Raw genomic sequence first — 20,797 nt, 5'->3', positions numbered from 1 at the left:
TCGATGCGGATGCGTTTCTGGATCTTTCTGGTCAGTATGATTCTTGCAGGTTGTAGCAGCCATGCTCCAACACCGAGTGGGCATTTATCTGACTCGATTGTGGTTGTGGCAAAATTGAATGAACAACTTCGCCAATGGGAAGGTACGCCATATCGGAATGGTGGGTTGGATCAACACGGTGTCGATTGTTCTGGCTTTGTCTACCGCACTTTCCGCGATCGTTTTGATATGCAGCTACCGCGTACCACTGTAGCGCAAACTGCCTTAGGGACTAAAGTTTCCCGCAATGAATTGATGCCGGGTGATTTAATCTTCTTTAAAACTGGTAGTGGCCAGAATGGATTGCATGTTGGTATTTACGATGCAAATGATGAATTTATTCATGCATCTACCAGTAAAGGGGTTATCCGTTCTTCACTTGAAAATGTTTACTGGAAGCGTGTTTACTGGCAAGCACGCCGTATTTAATAGTCTTTCGTTTTGGTAAATAATTACCTATAGGTTCCATCGGCAGAAATCAGGGTAGGTTATGCTATCTTAATGGCTGATTAATTTGGTTCGGAGCCGCGTTTATGTCATCCCTTCGGTTGCTCATTTCTGATTCCTATGATCCCTGGTTTAATCTGGCAGTAGAAGAATGTATTTTTCGCCAGATGCCAGCAAATCAGCGGGTACTGTTTCTGTGGCGTAATGCCGATACCGTGGTTATTGGTCGCGCCCAAAATCCGTGGAAAGAGTGTAATACGCGCCGGATGGAACAAGATGGTGTGAAATTGGCTCGCCGTAGCAGTGGCGGTGGTGCGGTATTCCATGATCTGGGGAATACCTGTTTTACTTTTATGGCGGGTAAACCGGAATATGATAAAACAGTTTCAACGCAAATTATTCTAAATGCGTTGGCATCCCTCGGGATTCAGGCCACCGCCTCTGGCCGTAATGACCTGATGGTTATTAATGGCGATGATGAGCGCAAAGTTTCGGGTTCGGCTTATAAAGAAACCAAAGATCGTGGTTTTCATCACGGTACATTGTTATTAAATGCTGACCTTAAACGATTAGCCGATTACCTCAACCCTGATCCTAAGAAGTTACAAGCCAAAGGCATTACTTCGGTTCGTTCCCGAGTGGCTAATCTGGTGGAGATATTACCTGGAATTGATCATGAGAAGGTATGTGTCGCGATTACACAGGCTTTTTTTGACTATTATCATGAGCAGGTTCCTGCCGAAATTATCTCCCCACAGGCACTTCCTGACCTTCCGAGTTTCGCGGAGCAGTTTGCCAAACAGAGTAGCTGGCAGTGGAATTTTGGTCAGGCTCCGGCGTTTACACATTTAGTCGATACACGCTTTATTTGGGGAGGGATTGAGCTACATTTTGATGTATTGCACGGAGCGATTGATCGCTGCCAAATATTCACTGACAGCTTGAATCCAGCCCCTCTTGAGGCGTTAGCAGGAAGATTGCAAGGTGCGGTTTATCGGCCAGAAACCATTAATACGGTTTGCCAACAATTGAGTGATGATTTTCCTGAATCACAGGCCGAATTGTTACAAGTTAGCCACTGGTTAACGGAGGCATTGCGCTGATGTCTGGTTCTAAAAATGTTAAGTCTGATAACAGGCCTAAGTTTAACCATGATGTTAACTTTAAAAACAGCTACGAACAGCAATTGAGAGGCTTTTATACCCATCTGCAACCTACGCCGCTGAAAGGCGCGCGCTTGCTCTATCACAGTGAAGCGCTGGCAAACGAACTTGAACTGGATGCCAGTTGGTTTAGTGCGCCGAAATCCACCGTATGGGCAGGTGAATCGCTGTTGCCGGGGATGATGCCGCTGGCACAGGTGTATAGTGGTCATCAGTTTGGTGTGTGGGCGGGTCAATTGGGGGATGGGCGAGGTATTTTGCTGGGAGAGCAGCAACTCAGTGATGGTCGCAGTATGGATTGGCATTTAAAAGGTGCCGGATTAACACCTTATTCCCGCATGGGGGATGGGCGGGCCGTATTACGTTCAGTTGTCCGAGAGTTTTTAGCCTCAGAAGCATTGCACCATTTAGGTATCCCTACCAGCCGTGCATTGACTATCGTCACCAGCGAACATCCTGTTTATCGCGAACAGCCAGAGCGTGGCGCTATGCTGCTACGGGTGGCCGAAAGTCATGTGCGCTTTGGTCATTTCGAACACTTCTACTATCGCCAGCAGCCGGAACAAGTAAAACAATTGGCAGATTATGTTATTGCACGTCATTGGCCCCATTTGGTCGGGGAACAGGAACGTTATCTGCTGTGGTTTACCGATGTGATAATGCGAACTGCCCGCTTGATTGCTCAGTGGCAGACTGTCGGTTTTGCGCATGGTGTGATGAATACCGATAATATGTCGATTCTCGGCATCACTATGGACTATGGCCCATTCGGGTTTCTTGATGACTATGTGCCCGGTTATATATGCAACCATTCTGATCATCAGGGGCGTTATGCTTTTGATAATCAACCGGCGGTGGCATTGTGGAATCTGCATCGATTGGGGCAGGCGTTGTCAGGTTTAATGTCGGTGGCGCAATTACAATTGGCGCTGGATGCCTATGAGCCTGAATTAATGGCCGTATACGGTCAACAAATGCGCGCTAAACTGGGGTTATTCGCAAGCGATAGCCAGGATAATGATGTGCTGACCGGGTTACTGAGTTTGATGATTAAGGAAGGGCGGGATTATACCCGCACGTTCCGTTTGTTGAGTGAGGTTGAAATGCACTCAGCGCACTCCCCTTTGCGGGATGATTTTATCGATAGGGCGGGCTTTGATAGTTGGTTTAGCCGCTATCGCACGCGTTTACAGCAAGAGCCAGTGGACGATGCGCAGCGGCAGTTAGCGATGAAAGCAGTGAATCCGAAATATATATTGCGTAACTATTTGGCACAGCTCGCTATTGATCACGCAGAAAAGGATGACATCCTGCCATTGCAGCGGTTGCATCAGGCTTTACAGCAACCCTTTGCGGATCAACCTGAGTTTGATTCCCTCGCCGACTTACCGCCTGACTGGGGAAAACATCTGGAGATCTCGTGTTCCAGTTAGTTTGTTTAACCATCTGACCATTCTAGCCGGTAACCGTGGCTCTGTTATCGGCTGGATTCTCCTGCAATTCGCAACTGTTTAAGCACTTGAGGCGTTTGCAGGCCAAAACCCAATAAGGCCTGATCATCAAGTACCAACAATCTTTGTTTTTTACCCGCCGGTGTAAGCACTACTCCCGGTAAGCGCCAGATATTATCCACGCCACCCACTGATTTAATGCTATGCGACGTGACTATCAGCAGGTCAGGGGCACTGGCGATAATCCCTTCTTGTGATAACGGGCGATAGCCGCTGAATGTCTGCATTGAGTTGTCCAAGCCTGACAGTCGAAATAAGGTATCTGCGGCGGTGCCTTTACCCGCAGCCAGTGGTGGTAATCCTGCATGACTGATGATAAATAAGGCTTTTACCGGCAACGGCGTGGAGACGATTGAAGCCAGTTGCTGCTGGTAGTCATTGATCAGCTGTTGGCCTTTATCTGGCTTATTGACGGCCGTGGCAATCAAATGGATTTTATTAATCACTGTTTGCGGTGAGGTGTCAGCAGGAATAAATATGACGTTGACACCATAATCAGTGAGTTGTTTCAGCGCGATGGACGATGACGCCTGCGCACGGCATAACACCAAGGTTGGTTGTAAAGCGAGAATACCTTCGGCGTTGAGGTGCCGCAAGTAGCCCACGTCCGGCAAGGTTTTCAGCTCGACAGGATGCTGGCTGGCACTGTCCCTTGCCACAATATTGTCACCTACGCCTAATGCGTAGGTGATTTCAGATATATCGCTACCGAGGGTAATAATGCGTTGGCTGGCCATGCTATTTATTGGAATAATAAATACAATAAGCATTAACCATTTATTCATCGATTGAACCTATGGCGGTCAACTCGGCCAGTTGCTGATGCCATTGGTGCTGTTCTGGCTGACCTTCGCTGCGTTGACCGAATAATTGTAGAATATGTTTACCTTGAGTATCCAGCAGTTCCAGACTTGAGATAAAACCGTCTTGTGTCGGTTTGCGTGTTACCCAACTCTCCGCAATGGCATTCTCGAGTAGGTGCAAAGTAAAGCGCGAGTTAAGTACACTCAGCCACTGAGGGGGATGTGTGTGTGTTTCCTGATTAATAATGAGTTGTTCTATCACTCCGGTAAATATCTGCATACACCCGTTGTTGCCCACAAAAATCATCACTTCGTTCTGACCGGTTTGCGCTGCATGGAGAATCTGCCTTAATGCCCGGTTATCGACCTGATAAGCCAGGTCATCGCTGACAGCGCGGAAGGCTTGCCTGCGGGTGATTTTATTGCGTTTTAGCAACATAAAGAACTGATGGATATCATTCATTTTGCGCCATTCGCTCTCTATGGCCGCATTATCTATGGCTGTAGTATCAATCAATTTATCGTGAGTTGATTCCTCATCTGTGGGTTGTAATGTCAGTTGTGCATTGTTTTTACAATGATATTTCTCCACCAACAGTTGCCATGCTTGCAGGTCGGTGTCAGCGGTGCTGTAGATTTGGTGAACCACTTTACCTTGTAGATTAAAGCAGTGAATACTGTGTTGTGTGCCTTGTGGTGTCTCTTCACACAGGCTAAAAAAGCTGCCCCATTGGCGGAAAAATAGCCTTAAATCCAGTGCGCGTGGGTTGAGTACCAGACCAAGGTGGCCGTGTAAACGCAAATTCTGATACTCGCCCAAATGCTCATGTATTGCATAATCGTTGCAGGTGATCGCTTTAGTGACACCGACTTTTTCTAATTCGGCTAACAGTATGCTGGCACTGATATCCAGGCGTTGCGCATCCTGTCCCACGCGTGCATACAACAGCTCGGCTTCACTGACGTTCATCATAAGCGCGATATCGTGTAGCGGTTTACCGGGGTGTTGTTGCCGGATATTGAGGTAGTGTTGATAAAGTGACATTTCCATACGTTTTTCCTTGTGATTACCACTGATAGCTGATTAACAATTTGGCATTACGCCCATCCTGCGAAATTGCCTGAGGTGAGTAATAGGCTTTATTGAATGCATTACTCAATACTGCCGTGGTGGTGAGATCTCTTAGGCTACCTTGCCCTTGATAACTCAGATAAAAATCATGAACGGCGTAACCTGCTTGCGGTGGATGTGGTTTGAACGTCGATGTCTTGGCATCGTTATTTTTCATAAATTTGGTGTTTTCAGCCATTGTCAAAACCCAGCCGGTGCTAAAACCGCTGCTGGCAATGGGTACATTCAGGCGGCTGGTGACGGTATCTGGATTGATACTGTTAATAAATTGACGGGTGTCGAGATTGATAGCGCGGGTGCGGTTATAGGCCAGCGTCCAGTCAAACCATGGGTTCTGATAATCCAGTGACACATCCCAGCCCCAACTCTTACTGCGAGGGATATTGATGTAGGTGGATGTCATCATACTGACATCGTTGGTAATACGGTCTTTGGCATCAATGTTGAAGTAACTTGCTTTAAATTCTACCGAGTCATCATTAGCCAACAGGCTATCAAAATGTAGCCCAAAGCCTGCCTCGCGAGTGACGTTACTTTCTGGCGCTAAGTTGGGATTGGGTTTCCAACGATTAACAATTGGGAACCATTTACTGGGAATAGAGAAATGCACTGAGTCATTATAAAGCTCAGCCAGTGTGGGGGTGCGGAATGCCTGACTGTAGGCACCAAATAGCATCAGCCAATCGGTGGGATTAACCGTAACCGTTCCGTGTGTTGACCCGTTTTTAACTTCTTTGTCCGCAAATCCCTCGCGACTGTTTTGATAACTGTCAAAACGGCCGCCTGCCAGCAAGGTTACCGGTAAGTCACGTAGCGTAATTTCATCTTGTAACCAACCCGATGTCAGTCTGATTTCAGCCGGTGGGAAACTGCGAATAACCCCGATGGGAACTTGCTGTTGATGATAGGTTTCGACGCCGTAAGTGAGCAAATGTGCCGTTGGGCTGTTGGTAAATAGCTGACTGCGGTTTTCCAGCTTTATGCCACGGGTGATCTGTTTACGGCTGCCATAACCCTCACCATTAACGTCATCGCTAATATTGACTTCGGAATAGTAAAGTTGGGTAGTGGCATCCAGCCAATCAAGGAGGTGCGGCTGCAAGTGGTAGGTAAGTTTCGCATCACGTTGAATGGTTGAACGATTCATCATTGGGTTGATATTATGTTTTAGATTTGGCGCATTCTGATTGGCCATACGTGGTTCCAGCGCCCGGTTATTGTAGTAGCGCAGGGCGGTGGTCAACGATTGGCTGTCGGAAAGGTAGGCGGTGGCCTTAACCATCAGATTATTGATTGCTTCATCGTTAGGCGCATCAGAACCGTTACCCTGATAAATGTTACCCACCTTACGTTTACTGAAAGCAAGGATACCGTCCAGGCTCTCGGTGCGGCCAAAAACAGACATCCCTGAGCCTGTGCTGTGATAACCCGTGGCACCAAAGCCGCTGATGCGCAATCCGAGGTTTTGCCCCTCCGCCAGCAAATCGGCGGCATCAACGGTTTGGTATGCAATCACCCCTCCTAGTGCGCCGCTACCGAACTGTGATGTAGATGGGCTGCGGATCACGCGAACTTGTTTTATCAGCACCGGATCGAGGAACGTCCCATTGATATTGGCACCACTTATACCCTGACGAATACCATCAATCAGCACCAATACGCCATACTGGTCATAACCCCTGATATTCACGTTTTGCCCATTGGTGCGGCCAGCGCCTGTAACACTGACCCCCGGCAGGTTTTGCAGCATTTCCGCCGCGGTGGTTGCAGTTTGATTTTGCGGTAGGGTGGCATCAATAATCGTTACAACACCGGGGGTTTTAAATGCGTCAGACGCCGTGCGAATGCCGGTTACGGTAAGGGTATGGTTTTTGTTCTCTGGTGTAGAGCTGGCTGTGGCTGAGGGCGATAACGCAAAGGTAATCGCCAGGCTACACGCAGATAAACGAAAGAAACTAGGCATAAACAACTCTTCCTATGTTATTAAACATAATCAATGGGTTGCTGGCTGCCTTGACGATAGTTATCGGGTGGCTGGCGTAGTGGAATTTATGGAGAACCGGTTTCTACTGCTAAAAAACTATTTGGTTAATATCAGTTTTCCTGTTTTGGTTTGGCGTAAATAATAGAGTTGCCCCTGATGATTGATGGTCACTACGCCGTGTTGCCCAAGTAATTGTGAACTGTTGATACACGAGAGTGGCGCAGGTGACGAGGCTGGATAGTGTTGTCTTGCAGCGCAATTTACTGCCTGGATTTGGTTAGCCGCGTTGTGCATAATGTTTGGTCTTATGGTTTATATAATCGCTAATGTGATAATGATTATCATCTTCAATTGGGGGTGTTTCAACAATAAAGTCTATTAATTAATATGCCAATGACTTGTTTTTCATTAGTTATTTAAGGTGTGAATATAACTGGATTGATTTATTGGTAGGGGATTGGGAGGGACTCAATGGAATGGGTTTGACGTATTTGATTTGGTGATAGAAAGAGTTAACCCATGCGATTAACCCTATTCTATCCACGGCCTTGTGGTTAAAATCGGCTACTGACCGCATCAGCCAGTAAGCTCAATAATTGCTCGGTGTCCGCCCAATTCAGGCATGGGTCGGTAATAGATTGCCCATAAGTTAGCGGTTGTCCGGCAATAATCTTTTGCGTGCCTTCAATCAGGAAGCTTTCAGCCATCACCCCCACAATGGCGGTTGAGCCTGCACGAATCTGCTGGCCAATGTCAGCGGCAACTTCTAACTGGCGGCGGTGCATTTTCTGGCAATTGCCGTGGCTGAAATCCACCACCAGATGTTCCGGTAAATCAAACTCCCGCAAGCTGTCACATGCAGCGGCAATATCGGATGCGCCATAATTAGGCATCTTCCCACCGCGCATAATAATGTGGCCATAGGGGTTACCGCTGGTTTGGTAAATCGTCATCTGACCGGTTTTATCCGGAGATAAAAACATATGGCTGGCTTGGGCGGCACGGATAGCATCGATGGCAATCCGGGTGTTACCGTCGGTACCATTTTTGAAACCAACCGGGCAGGAGAGCGCTGAGGCCATTTCGCGGTGAATCTGACTTTCAGTGGTGCGAGCGCCAATGGCACCCCAACTGATTAGATCGGCAATATACTGGCCGGTGACCATATCGAGAAACTCGGTCGCCGTCGGTAAGCCTATCTCATTGACGGCCAATAGCAATTTGCGCGCCAATTCAATGCCCAGATTGACCTGACACGAGCCATCCAGTGCGGGATCAGAGATAAGTCCTTTCCAACCAACAACCGTGCGCGGTTTCTCAAAGTAGGTGCGCATCACAATTTCGAGGCTGTCTTGATAACGCTCGCGTAGCACATTAAGCCGGGTGGCATAATCAATGGCAGCATCCAGGTCATGAATGGAACAGGGGCCTACGATAACCAGCAGGCGTGGGTCTTCGCCTGTCACTATTTTTTCGATACGTTTGCGTGACGCTGTCACGTTATCAGCTACAGCGTCAGAAATAGGTAACTTATCGGCCAGTTGTTGTGGCGTGATTAAGCTATCGATGCGCGCTGTCCGCAGTTCATCTGTTTTGTGCATGAAAATTCTCTAAATCTGTTCTTCTCTGCGGCAGGAATACCGGGAAGTGATGGCGATCACAATAAACCAAAATGATATGAATTCAACCGCCATTGCCGAGATTCATACAAATTTAGATAAAATAAACTGTAAATTATTTACATAGTTAATATTTATACCCAAAGCAATTGGCGTTGTAGGCAGTAAGCGAACGACCCTGAGGCTTCAACGACCAAGGGGATGATTAAAACATCCGGCGGCTCATGCCTAAAATATCCAAAATTTTTGTTGAAATCTCCTCGACCGAGTAGTTGGTAGAATTCAAATAGCGAATCTGATTTTTACGGAATAATGCTTCAACTTCACCGACCTCCATCCGGCATTGACGTAAAGAGGCATAACGGCTGTTTTCACGCCGCTCCTCACGAATAGCGGCGAGCCGTTCAGGATTAATGGTTAACCCAAAAAGTTTATGCTGAAAGGGTTTCAGCGCCGCAGGAAGCTGCAAATTGTCCATATCATCGGCGATAAACGGGTAGTTTGCCGCGCGAATGCCAAATTGCATCGCCAGGTAGAGGCTGGTTGGCGTTTTACCACAGCGGGAGACACCCAGCAGAATCACCTGCGCTTGATCCAGATTGCGTAGAGAAATACCGTCATCATGAGCCAGGGCGTAATCGATAGCTGCGATGCGCGCATCGTATTTACCCAGATTACTTTCAGTTAAGCCGTGGGTTCTATTGAGTATCGGTTGAGGTGCTACACCCAACTCACCTTGAAGCGGGGCAACTAGCGCCTGCACAATATCTTGACAGAATCCGTCGCTACGCTGAATTATCTCCCGCACTTCGACACTGATTATTGAATAGAATACCAGTGGCCTGACGCCGGTATCTTGATATATCTGGTTGATTTTCTCACAAACTTCTTGCGCACGTGCGGCACTTTCAACAAATGGCAGCGTAAAGGTGGTTGCCTTCACCGGGAATTGGGACAACACGGCGTGGCCAAGCACTTCTGCGGTGATCGCCGTACCATCTGAAATATAAAATACACTTCTTTCCACGCTGACTCCTGAATGCGTTGTAGGCGAATCGTTATCATCCGCTATGTTTGGTGAATATGTTGCTTTGCCAATAAATCGCTTTGACAATAATAGGGACATTTTCGCCCTTCAGTGTGCCTTATTGATTTTATGGGTAAAGTGTTTGCGGTCAGAATCAGCCGAAAAACACTTTTCTTGTTGGCTTGATCGATTCACCTGTCCATGTGCTATGGATCATTGTGCTAGTCTCTTAAATGCGTATGGCTGGCTTGTCAGCCACCCTAACCTCTGTCCGTACCCTACAGACTGTCTGTAACTTATAGATAATGTAAAAAGGATTGTTTCGATGTCCAACAATGGCCTAAATCTGTGTAACGTGCTTTGGTACAACCAGCTCGGGATGCAGGATGTTGAAAGGGTAGGCGGCAAGAATGCCTCTCTGGGTGAAATGATAACCAATCTTTCAGAATTGGGTGTTTCGGTCCCCAATGGCTTTGCGACCACAGCTCAGGCGTTTAATGATTTTCTGGAGCAAAGTGGTGTTAACCAGCGTATCTATCAACTACTGGATAACACCAACGTTGATGATATTACAGCATTGACCAAAGCGGGCGCGCAGATCCGCCAATGGGTTATTGAGACGCCGTTCCACCCCGCGTTTGAACAATCAATTCACGAGGCTTATAAGCAGTTAGCGGATGGCGAGCCTGAGGCTTCCTTTGCTGTGCGTTCTTCCGCCACGGCTGAGGATATGCCGGACGCCTCCTTTGCGGGTCAGCAAGAAACTTTCCTTAACGTACAGGGTATTGAGGCGGTAATGGTCGCCATCAAACATGTTTTTGCCTCTTTGTTTAACGATCGCGCCATCTCTTATCGCGTACATCAGGGCTATGACCATCGCGGTGTGGCGTTGTCGGCCGGTGTGCAACGGATGGTGCGCTCAGACCTTGCATCATCAGGGGTGATGTTTACCATTGATACTGAATCGGGTTTTGATCAGGTGGTGTTTATCACCGCAGCCCACGGTTTGGGTGAAATGGTGGTGCAGGGCGCGGTTAACCCAGACGAGTTTTATGTGCATAAACCAACGTTGCGTAATGGTAAACCTGCCATTGTGCGCCGCAATATGGGATCGAAGAAGATCCGTATGGTTTACGCCGACAGTCAGGAACATGGCAAACAGGTTCAAATTGAAGATGTGCCAGAAGTACAACGCAATCGTTTCGCTCTTAGCGACGATGAAGTTGAGGCATTGGCCCATCAGGCATTGTTGATTGAAGAGCACTATGGTCGCCCGATGGATATCGAGTGGGCCAAAGACGGCCATACCGGTAAGCTGTTTATCGTGCAAGCCCGGCCGGAAACGGTGCGTTCCAATGAGCAAGTGATGGAGCGCTACCTATTGAATAATCAGAGCAATGTGCTGGTGGAAGGTCGCGCTATTGGGCATCGCATTGGTGCTGGGCCGGTCAAGATTATTCATGATATCAGCGAGATGGATCGCATTCAGGCCGGTGATGTTCTGGTAACAGACATGACTGACCCTGATTGGGAGCCGATCATGAAAAAAGCATCAGCCATTGTGACCAACCGCGGCGGGCGTACCTGCCATGCCGCAATTATCGCCCGCGAGTTGGGGATTCCGGCGGTGGTGGGATGCGGCAATGCCACCGATCTTTTGCATGAAGGTCAGAATGTGACGGTTTCTTGCGCTGAAGGGGATACCGGTTATGTCTATCATGAGCTGCTGGACTTCTCGATTCAAAGTTCGCAGGTGACTGAACTGCCTGATTTACCGTTGAAAATCATGATGAATGTTGGTAACCCCGATCGGGCTTTTGACTTCGCCCGCTTGCCAAATGAGGGGGTTGGTCTGGCGCGGTTGGAATTTATTATTAACCGCATGATAGGTGTCCATCCAAAAGCGTTGTTGGAGTTTGATCAACAGTCCGCGGAGATTCAGGCTGAAATTAAGGCACTGATGAACGGCTATGACGACCCGGTCGAGTTCTATGTTGGTCGCCTGACCGAAGGGATTTCTACCTTAGGCGCGGCGTTCTGGCCTAAACGGGTGATTGTGCGTTTGTCTGATTTTAAATCTAATGAGTATGCCAATCTGGTGGGGGGCGAAAAATATGAACCCCATGAGGAAAACCCGATGTTGGGCTTCCGTGGTGCCGGCCGTTATGTTGCAGACAGCTTTCGTGATTGTTTTGCACTGGAGTGTGAGGCGATGAAACGGGTGCGCAATGTCATGGGGTTGACCAACGTCGAGGTTATGGTGCCTTTTGTACGTACCGTTGCTCAGGCAGAGGCGGTGGTCGCTGAACTTGCCCGGCAGGGGCTAAAACGTGGCGAAAATGGTCTGAAGATCATTATGATGTGCGAAATCCCTTCCAATGCGCTGCTGGCTGATCAGTTCCTTGAGCATTTTGATGGGTTCTCTATTGGTTCCAATGATATGACTCAGCTTACGCTGGGGCTGGACAGGGACTCGGGTGTGGTGTCAGAATTGTTTGATGAACGCAATGAGGCAGTTAAGGCATTGTTATCAATGGCAATTCAGGCAGCTAAACGTCAGGGTAAATATGTTGGCATTTGTGGTCAGGGGCCATCTGACCATGAAGATTTTGCCTTGTGGTTAATGGAACAGGGGATAGACAGTTTATCTCTCAACCCGGATACCGTGGTGCAAACCTGGCTGAGTTTGGCGCAACATAGCAAGCATTGATAAAGCGTCAGGCATCTTAATTATCCGCAACTGCGGTTGCGGATTTTTTGCTAATAACAATATTATGGCAAAGCTATTCGCGTGACAGTGGCGTGAGCCTGGGATGGCGAGTAACGAGTGCAGTTAATCCCTGCAACGTCAAGTACAAAAAAGTAGAGTAAAAAAAAGCCCGTCTTAAGTGACAGGCAAAGACTACACACAGCAATACATATATTCGATTACTGCTATTTAAATAAGTCACTGTCAAATGAGCTATTTAAATAGCTTGGGGGAAATGATTCTTAATAATAATCTTAATTAAATTCTGTAAGTTAGTCATTAAGAATCATCTGAATAGAAATAATTAAAATAAGCTTGTGGTTAGCATTAATAATCTTACGTTATTAATGCTAACCATTATTTAATATCGAACGACATTGGAGGTTAGGAATAGAACTTCACGAATTTAAGGGATGGTTGCTAATATATAATAGGTAATCTGGCTGAATAAGCGAGATGCGGTAGCATAATGACCATATCGGTCATACTTCAAGCCGCAGGTACATTAGTTGCTTTCGTTTACCCCAGTCACTGACTTTATGTCAGTGACTGGGGTGGCTCAATTGCCACCTGCCTGCAACTCGAATTATTTAGGGTGAAAATATTGCCAGAAGTTAAAGCTCATCCAAATGTCTGGCGACGTCTTTGATGCTTTCTTCCGGTTCGGGGGCTTCGTTAACCCAGGCAGAGGTCAGACGATAGGAAATAGCCAGTACCACCGGGCCAATAAACAGGCCAATCATGCCGAATGACAGCAGACCGCCGATCACCCCAGAAAGGATTAGGATCATGGGCATATCAGCTTCCATACGGATCAAATATGGCCGCAACACGTTGTCCATCGTTCCGACAATACAGCTCCAAACCAGCAGCACTGTGCCCCAAGTGGTGTCGCCAGTCCAGTACAGCCAGATGACCGCTGGCACCAATATCAACAGTGGCCCGAGTTGAGCAACACAGCAGATAAACATCAGTACCGTCAACAAGGTCGCATATTGAATACCGGCGATGGCAAGGCCAATCCCACCCAATACGGCCTGGACTAATGCGGTCACGACAACACCCAATGCCACGGCACGGATAGCTTTTGCTGCCAGAACCACTACCGCGTCACCACGTTTATCTGCGGCCCGGACTGCGAAATGGCGAATGCCGAGGCCCACCTGTTCACCATGAAAATAGAGCAGAGTACTAAACAGTACCATCAGAGCCAGATGAATCACGAAGTAGCCCACATGCGCGGCTTGAGCGACCAACCAGGTGGCTGTCGCACCGACATAAGGTTGGACTTTTGCCAATAGCGCGTTGCCGCCACCGGCAACCAGCGTATGCCAACTGCTGTAAAGTTTGCTGCCTATCATCGGAATGGATTGTAACCAATTCATCTCTGGGAAGTGCAGTTTTGAGGGGCTGGAGGCCCACGCGATAACCGGGCCACTGTTTTCAACCAAACTGCTAACCAGCAGGGCTATCGGGATGACGAATAACAAGATCAGCAGCATTGTCATGACAATTGCCGCCAACCAACGTTTGCCCCACAGGAGCTTTTCAAATCTGATCAGCAACGGCCAGGTGGCAATAACCACCATGCCAGCCCAGGCAAAACCCATAATAAAAGGCTGCACCACCCAAAAACTGGAGACAATCATTATCATAATGAATATCACGCCAAACATCAGTTTGGGCAGGTCTGTACGACGTTGTTGCGGGTAATTCATCGATATTTTCTCACTTCACAAGTTATGGCAAGGTGGCCATTGCACGATTGCCTATCACTAAAAAACTGCACTAATCATGGTATATTTCTGTTGGTTTTAACAGATATCTCCGGATTTTAACGCCGAGATGACTTAAAAAACATTACGATAGCGTGGGGTTAATAATAATCCGAGTGCATCGAATGTACTGAGCTACGTTCCCCCCAGTTTATTGTAGTGGCAACTGACACAATATAATATTTTGATATTTAATGAATTATTGTTTGAATTCGCCTTATTCGAACGCCATCACTTTCCTATCATTCTGAATTAGCACAAATTGTTTTTAATTGGCATAAAGGGTTCGACAAAGGTTGTTGCTAACAGATAATCTCACAATGGAACAACAACAAACATATTGATAGGGTCACACTTATGATCCCACAGATTTCCCAAGCGCCAGGTGTGGTTCAGTTGGTGCTGGATTTTTTGGACGCGTTGAAGCAAAACGGGTTTACCGGCGATAGCGCCACTCATTATGCCGATCGCCTGACGATGGCGACCGATAACAGTATTTATCAGTTACTGCCCGATGCCGTGGTTTTTCCGCGCTCGACGGCGGATGTCGCATTGATTGGTCGTCTGGCCGGGCAGGAAAATTTTAAATCGTTGGTCTTTACGCCACGCGGTGGGGGGACTGGCACCAATGGTCAAGCCTTGAACCACGGGATCGTGGTGGATATGTCGCGCCATATGAACCGCATTCTGGAGATTAACCCGCAGCAGGGTTGGGTGCGGGTGGAAGCTGGGGTGATTAAAGACCAGCTCAATCAGTACCTACGGCCATTGGGTTATTTCTTCTCGCCGGAGCTTTCGACCAGTAATCGCGCCACGCTGGGCGGGATGATCAATACCGATGCCTCCGGTCAGGGATCACTGGTGTATGGCAAAACCTCCGATCATGTGCTGGGCTTGCGTGCCATTTTGCTGGGCGGTGAGATGCTCGATACCCGCGCCATGCCGACGCCATTAGCGGAAACGATTGCGCAGGAAGACTCGGTTATCGGGCGTATTTATCATACGGTGCTAAACCGTTGCCGTGACCAACGACCACTGATTCTGGAAAAATTCCCACAATTAAATCGCTTCCTGACCGGCTATGACTTACGCCATGTTTTTAGTGACGACTTACAAACCTTTGACCTGACACGCATTCTGACAGGAGCAGAAGGAACGCTGGCCTTTATTACCGAAGCCACACTGGACATTACGCCGCTGCCTAAAGTGCGCCGGTTGGTGAATGTAAAGTACGATTCCTTTGATTCTGCCTTGCGTAACGCGCCGTTTATGGTGGAAGCGAAGGCGTTGTCGGTGGAAACGGTAGATTCCCAAGTGCTCAATCTGGCCAAAGAAGACATTGTCTGGCATTCGGTCAACGAGTTGATTACCGATGTGCCAGATAAAGAGATGCTGGGTCTGAATATTGTTGAGTTTGCCGGTGACGATAAAGCACTTATCGACAGTCAGATGGAATCTCTCTGCCTGCGGCTAGATGACCTGATATCGAGCCAACAGGGCGGCGTTATTGGCTATCAGATTTGCAGTGACTTAGCCGGTATTGAGCGGATTTATGGGATGCGCAAAAAAGCGGTTGGCCTGTTGGGTAACAGCAAAGGGCAGGCCAAACCCATTCCGTTCGCCGAAGATACTTGTGTGCCGCCACAGCATTTAGCGGATTATATTGTCGAATTCCGTCAGCTACTGGATAGCCATAATCTGAGTTATGGCATGTTTGGTCATGTTGATGCTGGGGTGTTGCATGTGCGCCCGGCACTGGATATGTGCTGTCCACAACAAGAAATGCTGATGAAGCAGATCTCCGATCAGGTGGTGCAACTGACCGCCCGTTATGGTGGATTGCTGTGGGGAGAGCACGGTAAAGGCTTCCGCGCGCAATACAGCCCTGAGTTCTTCGGTGAGGTGCTTTACAACGAATTGCGTTGCATTAAATCAGCTTTCGATCCTGATAACCGCCTGAATCCGGGGAAAATATGTTCGCCGCTCAATAGCGATGCCCCCATGATGCAAGTAGACAGCGCGGATAAACGCGGCACGCTGGATCGCCGTATCCCGCTGGCGGTCAGAACCTCATTCCGTGGGGCGACGGAGTGTAATGGCAACGGGCTATGCTTTAATTTTGATGCGCACAGCCCAATGTGTCCATCCATGAAGATAACCGGTGATCGTATTCATTCACCGAAAGGGCGGGCGACGCTGGTTCGGGAGTGGTTGCGGCTACTATCCGAGCAAGGGGTTGACCCCGTGGCTCTGGAGAACGGGCTGGTGGCCCAACGGCCAAGCTTGCGTAATCTTATCGAAAAGACCCGTAATAGCTGGGCCGCCAGTCAGGGCGACTATGATTTCTCGCATGAGGTCAAAGAGGCGATGTCAGGTTGCCTGGCGTGTAAAGCCTGCTCGACACAATGCCCGATAAAAATTGATGTGCCGGGGTTCCGCGCCCGTTTCCTTCAGTTATATCACACCCGTTACCACCGGCCGCTGCGTGATTATGTGGTCGCCGGTGTGGAAGACTATGCGCCGTTGATGGCTAAAGCGCCTAAGGTGTTTAACTTCTTCCTCAAGCAACCTTGGGTCGGCGCGTTAAGCCGCAAAAGTATCGGCATGGTGGATTTACCGCTGCTGTCCAGCCCAAGCTTGAAGCAATCATTATCCGGTCATTATGCCAGCACCATGACGCTCGAACAGTTGGAAAAACTGACCGAGCGCGAGCGCCGTCAGCATGTGCTGATCGTACAAGATCCTTTTACCAGCTACTACGATGCTCAGGTGGTGGCTGATTTTGTGCGGCTGGTAGAGAAGTTAGGTTTCAACCCGATATTGCTGCCATTCTCACCTAACGGCAAAGCACAACATATCAAAGGCTTCCTGCAACGGTTTGCCAAAACAGCGCGTAAAACCGCTGATTTCCTTAATCGTATTGCGCTTTTGGGGATGCCGATGGTGGGGGTCGATCCGGCATTGGTGCTTTGCTATCGTGATGAATATAAAGAGATTCTTGGCGGTTCTCGCGGTGAGTTTACCGTACAACTGGTGCATGAGTGGCTACAAGTGGCACTGGCTGAGCAGCCAGAGCAACAAATGCGCGGTGAATCCTGGTATTTGTTCGGCCATTGCACCGAAACCACCGCGCTGCCGGCCAGCAGCCAACAATGGGCGTCGATATTCTCCCGCTATGGGGCCAAACTGGAGAATGTCAGTGTCGGGTGTTGCGGTATGGCGGGAACGTATGGCCATGAGGTGAAGAACATCGACAATTCGCTCGGTATCTATGCACTCTCCTGGCAACAGGCATTGCAAAAACTGCCGGGTAAACGTTGTTTAGCGACGGGATACTCTTGCCGCAGTCAGGTTAAGCGTATTGAAGGTAACAGCCTAAAACACCCATTACAGGCTTTGCTGGAGCTGATTTAATTGGAGATAGTTTAATGCTTTGGAAACGCAAAACAACGCTGGCTGAACTGAACAAGACGAGTGAAGGCTGCATGGTTGCCCACTTAGGGATTGAGATAACCCGGTTGGGCGATGATGAACTGGAAGCTACCATGCCAGTGGATCACCGCACCACTCAGCCTTTTGGGTTACTGCACGGTGGAGCCTCAGTGGTGCTGGCGGAATCTCTGGGTTCAATGGCCGGTTATCTGTGTTCTGAGGAGGGGCAACGGGTGGTTGGGTTGGAAATCAATGCTAATCATCTTAAAGCCGTTCGCTCAGGAACCGTCCGTGGCTGTTGCCGTGCCATTCATGCGGGCCGCAGTCATCAGGTGTGGCAGATTGATATTTTTGATGAGCAAGGCCAACTGTGCTGCACCTCACGTTTAACCACCGCAGTGCTATCACCCACATAATAACCTTTAAAACACAACCGGATATATCGCTCCGCGCCAGATGCTGGCTTAGGGCGATATAACCTCTCATCACCCCTCCTTGGTATTCAGCGCCTGACATATTGCTTATCCCCCAATAATTTGAGTTGCACGACGGTGGCAATTGAGTGACCAATTGCTCGAAGAGCGGTTTGAACCGCATTTATACAAGCCCAATGAGCTTACCCTGCGAAGTGATTCGGGTGAGCGAAAGCCGTCAATGCCCATGCCGTTCGAAGTAAGACGCTATACCCGATAAGTGCGGTGAATCTCTATGATAGGTTTCCCCAGCGAGGGTTTTCAGCTAAAGTTAATCAACAAATAGGTATTTTTTATGAATGTTTTAAAACCACAGAAGCTAACCGCAATTAGCCTCTGATAGTGCAAGGGATTCGAACATCGCCGCGAATTTTTTTCATTAATTTCATGGTGATAAAAGTGGGCTTTTTCCCTTTGAACCTCGCTGGCCATCGCAGCATGATCACTCGTTGCCGCCTCATTCGAGGTTAAAACGGCCATTTTCTGAATATCCCTGCAAAACAAACGGTTGAAGTGGTAATTATTATCACTACCATTGTAAATAATCTGTATTCAACCATGAATAATCAGTTAGCGAATCTTAAACCTGAAAAGTAAATGTTTATCTACCCAACAGACTTCAAGATGCAGGCAGGCGGATGAACGTAACTAACACTGCGGCAACGTGAAAGATGACGGGTAATAAAGAAATCTAAGGTAGGGCATATGCAACAGGAATCAGTCGGAACATTTTCCCTCGACGAAAATGACTGGCAGGGCGTTACGATTACAGACAGTGCTGCCGCACAAATTACACGGCTCATGCAACAGAACCCAGATGTCAAAGGGCTACAGCTTGGCGTTAAACAGTCGGGTTGTGCTGGTTTTGCTTATGTAATGGATATGGCGAAAGCGCCTGCCAGTGATGCCTTGGTGTTTGAACATGGCAGCGCGAAACTTTATGTGCCATTGAAAGCGATGCCGTTTATCGATGGCACCGAGGTGGATTACGTCCGCGAAGGGCTTAACCAGATATTTAAATTTAATAATCCTAAAGCTCAGCATTCCTGCGGGTGTGGCGAGAGTTTTGGCGTTTGAGCGATGTAAACGAAATGACACGAAGCAATGTAGAAGTTCCAGATGATGTGCAGGCTTGGGTCAGTGATGGTCGCTACAAAGAAGGATTTTTTACCCAATTAGCGACAGATGAACTGGCAAAAGGCCTCAATGAAGAGGTGATTCGCGCCATTTCTGCCAAGCGGAATGAGCCTGAGTGGATGCTTGATTTTCGCCTTGGGGCCTACCGCAGTTGGCTGGAGATGGAAGAACCCCATTGGCTGAAAGCAAACTATAAGAGCCTGGATTATCAGGACTATAGCTATTATTCAGCGCCCTCGTGCGGCAGTTGCGATGACAGTTGTGACTCACAACCGGGGGCGGTGCAGCAATCGTCTGCGGACAGTTCTGCTCCGCGCGATTTGTCTGAGCAGGCGATGAATGAGTACCTCACCGCAGAAGTAGAATCAGCTTTTGCTCAACTTGGCGTCCCGGTGCGAGAGGGTGCAGAGGTGGCGGTTGATGCTATTTTTGACTCAGTATCGGTTGCCACCACCTATCGCGGAAAACTGGCCGAGCAAGGGATTATTTTCTGCTCATTCGGTGAGGCTATTCAGGAATACCCTGATCTGGTGCGTAAATACCTCGGATCGGTTGTACCGGCCAAAGATAACTTTTTTGCGGCGCTGAATGCGGCGGTGGCGTCTGATGGCACCTTTGTTTATGTGCCCAAAGGGGTGCGCTGCCCGATGGAGTTATCCACCTATTTCCGTATTAATGCAGCTAAAACCGGCCAGTTTGAACGCACTATCCTGATTGCTGACGAAGACAGTTATGTCAGTTATATCGAAGGATGCTCCGCGCCGGTACGTGATAGCTATCAGTTACACGCCGCCGTTGTTGAAGTCATTTTGCATAAAAATGCTGAAGTGAAATATTCCACGGTACAGAACTGGTTTGCGGGTGCAGACAGCACCGGCGGTATCCTGAATTTTGTGACCAAGCGTGCTTTGTGCGAAGGTGCCGGTTCAAAAATGTCGTGGACTCAGTCAGAAACTGGTTCGGCGATTACCTGGAAATACCCCAGTGTGATTTTGCAGGGTGATAACTCTATTGGTGAGTTTTTCTCCGTCGCGCTCACCAACGGCCACCAGCAGGCGGATACCGGCACCAAGATGATTCATATTGGGAAAAACACCAAATCAACCATCATCGCCAAAGGTATCTCGGCCGGACACAGCCAGAATACCTATCGTGGCCTGGTGAAAATTCTGCCCGGCGCGGATAACGCCCGTAATTTCACCCAATGCGACTCAATGCTAATTGGCCCGGATTCCGGTGCGCACACCTTCCCGTATGTGGAGGTGCGCAACAACACGGCACAATTGGAACATGAAGCGACAACCTCAAAAATTGGCGATGACCAACTGTTCTATTGCTTGCAGCGCGGGATTAGCGAAGACGATGCCATCTCAATGATTGTCAACGGTTTTTGCAAAGATGTGTTCTCCGAATTGCCGCTGGAGTTTGCCGTCGAAGCACAAAAATTATTAGCTATCAGCCTGGAACACAGTGTGGGCTAAGCCTGAGTTGAAAAAGTATTCGCAG

At 48.5% G+C, this 20,797-nt stretch carries 15 protein-coding genes and 1 other RNA gene; 8 read left to right on the top strand and 8 right to left on the bottom strand.

Features of this window, described 5'->3' with window-relative positions; genetic code table 11:
- The first annotated feature begins 3 nt into the window (after window positions 1-3).
- From YALDO0001_RS04415 to YALDO0001_RS04405, 3 genes are all read left to right on the top strand, one after another.
- Window positions 4-468 (top strand): NlpC/P60 family protein, encoded by a 465-nt coding sequence (locus tag YALDO0001_RS04415; RefSeq protein ID WP_004700290.1) that lies wholly within the window; start codon window positions 4-6, stop codon window positions 466-468.
- Between the two features lie 104 nt (window positions 469-572).
- Window positions 573-1,589 carry a lipoate--protein ligase gene (gene lplA, locus YALDO0001_RS04410; RefSeq protein WP_042839403.1) on the top strand — a complete coding sequence of 339 codons (1,017 nt, stop codon included), beginning with the start codon at window positions 573-575 and terminating at the stop codon, window positions 1,587-1,589.
- Complete coding sequence (locus YALDO0001_RS04405; protein WP_004700289.1) at window positions 1,589-3,082, top strand: protein adenylyltransferase SelO; 1,494 nt, start codon at window positions 1,589-1,591, stop codon at window positions 3,080-3,082. The genes lplA and YALDO0001_RS04405 overlap by 1 nt, the downstream gene beginning before the upstream one ends.
- Before the next feature lie 44 nt (window positions 3,083-3,126).
- On the opposite strand, the gene YALDO0001_RS04400 is transcribed toward YALDO0001_RS04405, so the two are convergent.
- From YALDO0001_RS04400 to ppsR, 6 genes are all read right to left on the bottom strand, one after another.
- Window positions 3,127-3,945 (bottom strand): heme/hemin ABC transporter substrate-binding protein, encoded by an 819-nt coding sequence (locus YALDO0001_RS04400; RefSeq protein ID WP_042839402.1) that lies wholly within the window; start codon window positions 3,943-3,945, stop codon window positions 3,127-3,129.
- Window positions 3,938-5,014, bottom strand: a complete 1,077-nt coding sequence (locus YALDO0001_RS04395) for a hemin-degrading factor (protein ID WP_004700285.1) — start codon at window positions 5,012-5,014, stop codon at window positions 3,938-3,940. Before YALDO0001_RS04395 ends, YALDO0001_RS04400 begins: the two co-directional genes overlap by 8 nt.
- Before the next feature lie 16 nt (window positions 5,015-5,030).
- Complete coding sequence (locus YALDO0001_RS04390) at window positions 5,031-7,058, bottom strand: TonB-dependent hemoglobin/transferrin/lactoferrin family receptor (RefSeq protein WP_004700282.1); 2,028 nt, start codon at window positions 7,056-7,058, stop codon at window positions 5,031-5,033.
- Between the two features lie 117 nt (window positions 7,059-7,175).
- Entirely contained in the window at window positions 7,176-7,373 is a 198-nt protein-coding gene (hemP, locus tag YALDO0001_RS19975) for a hemin uptake protein HemP (RefSeq protein ID WP_004700280.1), read from the bottom strand.
- A 260-nt stretch (window positions 7,374-7,633) separates the two neighbouring features.
- Window positions 7,634-8,680, bottom strand: a complete 1,047-nt coding sequence (locus YALDO0001_RS04385; RefSeq protein WP_004700279.1) for a 3-deoxy-7-phosphoheptulonate synthase — start codon at window positions 8,678-8,680, stop codon at window positions 7,634-7,636.
- A 223-nt stretch (window positions 8,681-8,903) separates the two neighbouring features.
- On the bottom strand, window positions 8,904-9,725 hold the full coding sequence (ppsR, locus tag YALDO0001_RS04380; protein WP_004700277.1) for a posphoenolpyruvate synthetase regulatory kinase/phosphorylase PpsR: 822 nt from the start codon (window positions 9,723-9,725) through the stop codon (window positions 8,904-8,906).
- A gap of 325 nt (window positions 9,726-10,050) precedes the next feature.
- On the opposite strand from ppsR, the gene ppsA reads away from it, so the two are divergent.
- Window positions 10,051-12,435, top strand: a complete 2,385-nt coding sequence (ppsA, locus tag YALDO0001_RS04375; RefSeq protein ID WP_042839401.1) for a phosphoenolpyruvate synthase — start codon at window positions 10,051-10,053, stop codon at window positions 12,433-12,435.
- A gap of 157 nt (window positions 12,436-12,592) precedes the next feature.
- Here the strand turns inward: ppsA and rprA are convergent.
- Both rprA and ydiK read right to left on the bottom strand, forming a co-directional pair.
- Window positions 12,593-12,702, bottom strand: an RNA gene (rprA, locus tag YALDO0001_RS19965) — antisense sRNA RprA.
- Window positions 12,703-13,088: 386 nt separating this feature from the next.
- Window positions 13,089-14,192, bottom strand: a complete 1,104-nt coding sequence (ydiK, locus tag YALDO0001_RS04370; RefSeq protein WP_004700273.1) for an AI-2E family transporter YdiK — start codon at window positions 14,190-14,192, stop codon at window positions 13,089-13,091.
- Between the two features lie 414 nt (window positions 14,193-14,606).
- Here ydiK and ydiJ point away from each other — a divergent pair, with 414 nt between their 5' ends.
- The 4 genes from ydiJ (at window position 14,607) to sufB (ending at window position 20,772) form a co-directional block, all read left to right on the top strand.
- Window positions 14,607-17,663, top strand: a complete 3,057-nt coding sequence (ydiJ, locus tag YALDO0001_RS04365) for a D-2-hydroxyglutarate dehydrogenase YdiJ (protein WP_004700272.1) — start codon at window positions 14,607-14,609, stop codon at window positions 17,661-17,663.
- 14 nt (window positions 17,664-17,677) lie between these two features.
- Window positions 17,678-18,097, top strand: coding sequence for a hotdog fold thioesterase (locus tag YALDO0001_RS04360; RefSeq protein WP_004700271.1), 420 nt, complete (start codon window positions 17,678-17,680; stop codon window positions 18,095-18,097).
- A 762-nt stretch (window positions 18,098-18,859) separates the two neighbouring features.
- Entirely contained in the window at window positions 18,860-19,231 is a 372-nt protein-coding gene (gene sufA / locus YALDO0001_RS04350) for a Fe-S cluster assembly scaffold SufA (RefSeq protein ID WP_004700269.1), read from the top strand.
- 14 nt (window positions 19,232-19,245) lie between these two features.
- Window positions 19,246-20,772 (top strand): Fe-S cluster assembly protein SufB, encoded by a 1,527-nt coding sequence (sufB, locus tag YALDO0001_RS04345; protein WP_042545774.1) that lies wholly within the window; start codon window positions 19,246-19,248, stop codon window positions 20,770-20,772.
- Window positions 20,773-20,797 lie beyond the last annotated feature (25 nt).

It is taken from the genome of Yersinia aldovae ATCC 35236 (genome assembly GCF_000173735.1).
Lineage (GTDB): Bacteria > Pseudomonadota > Gammaproteobacteria > Enterobacterales > Enterobacteriaceae > Yersinia > Yersinia aldovae.
The sequence above is the reverse complement of the archived record's forward strand: the minus strand, read 5'-3'. Positions and strand labels throughout refer to the sequence as shown.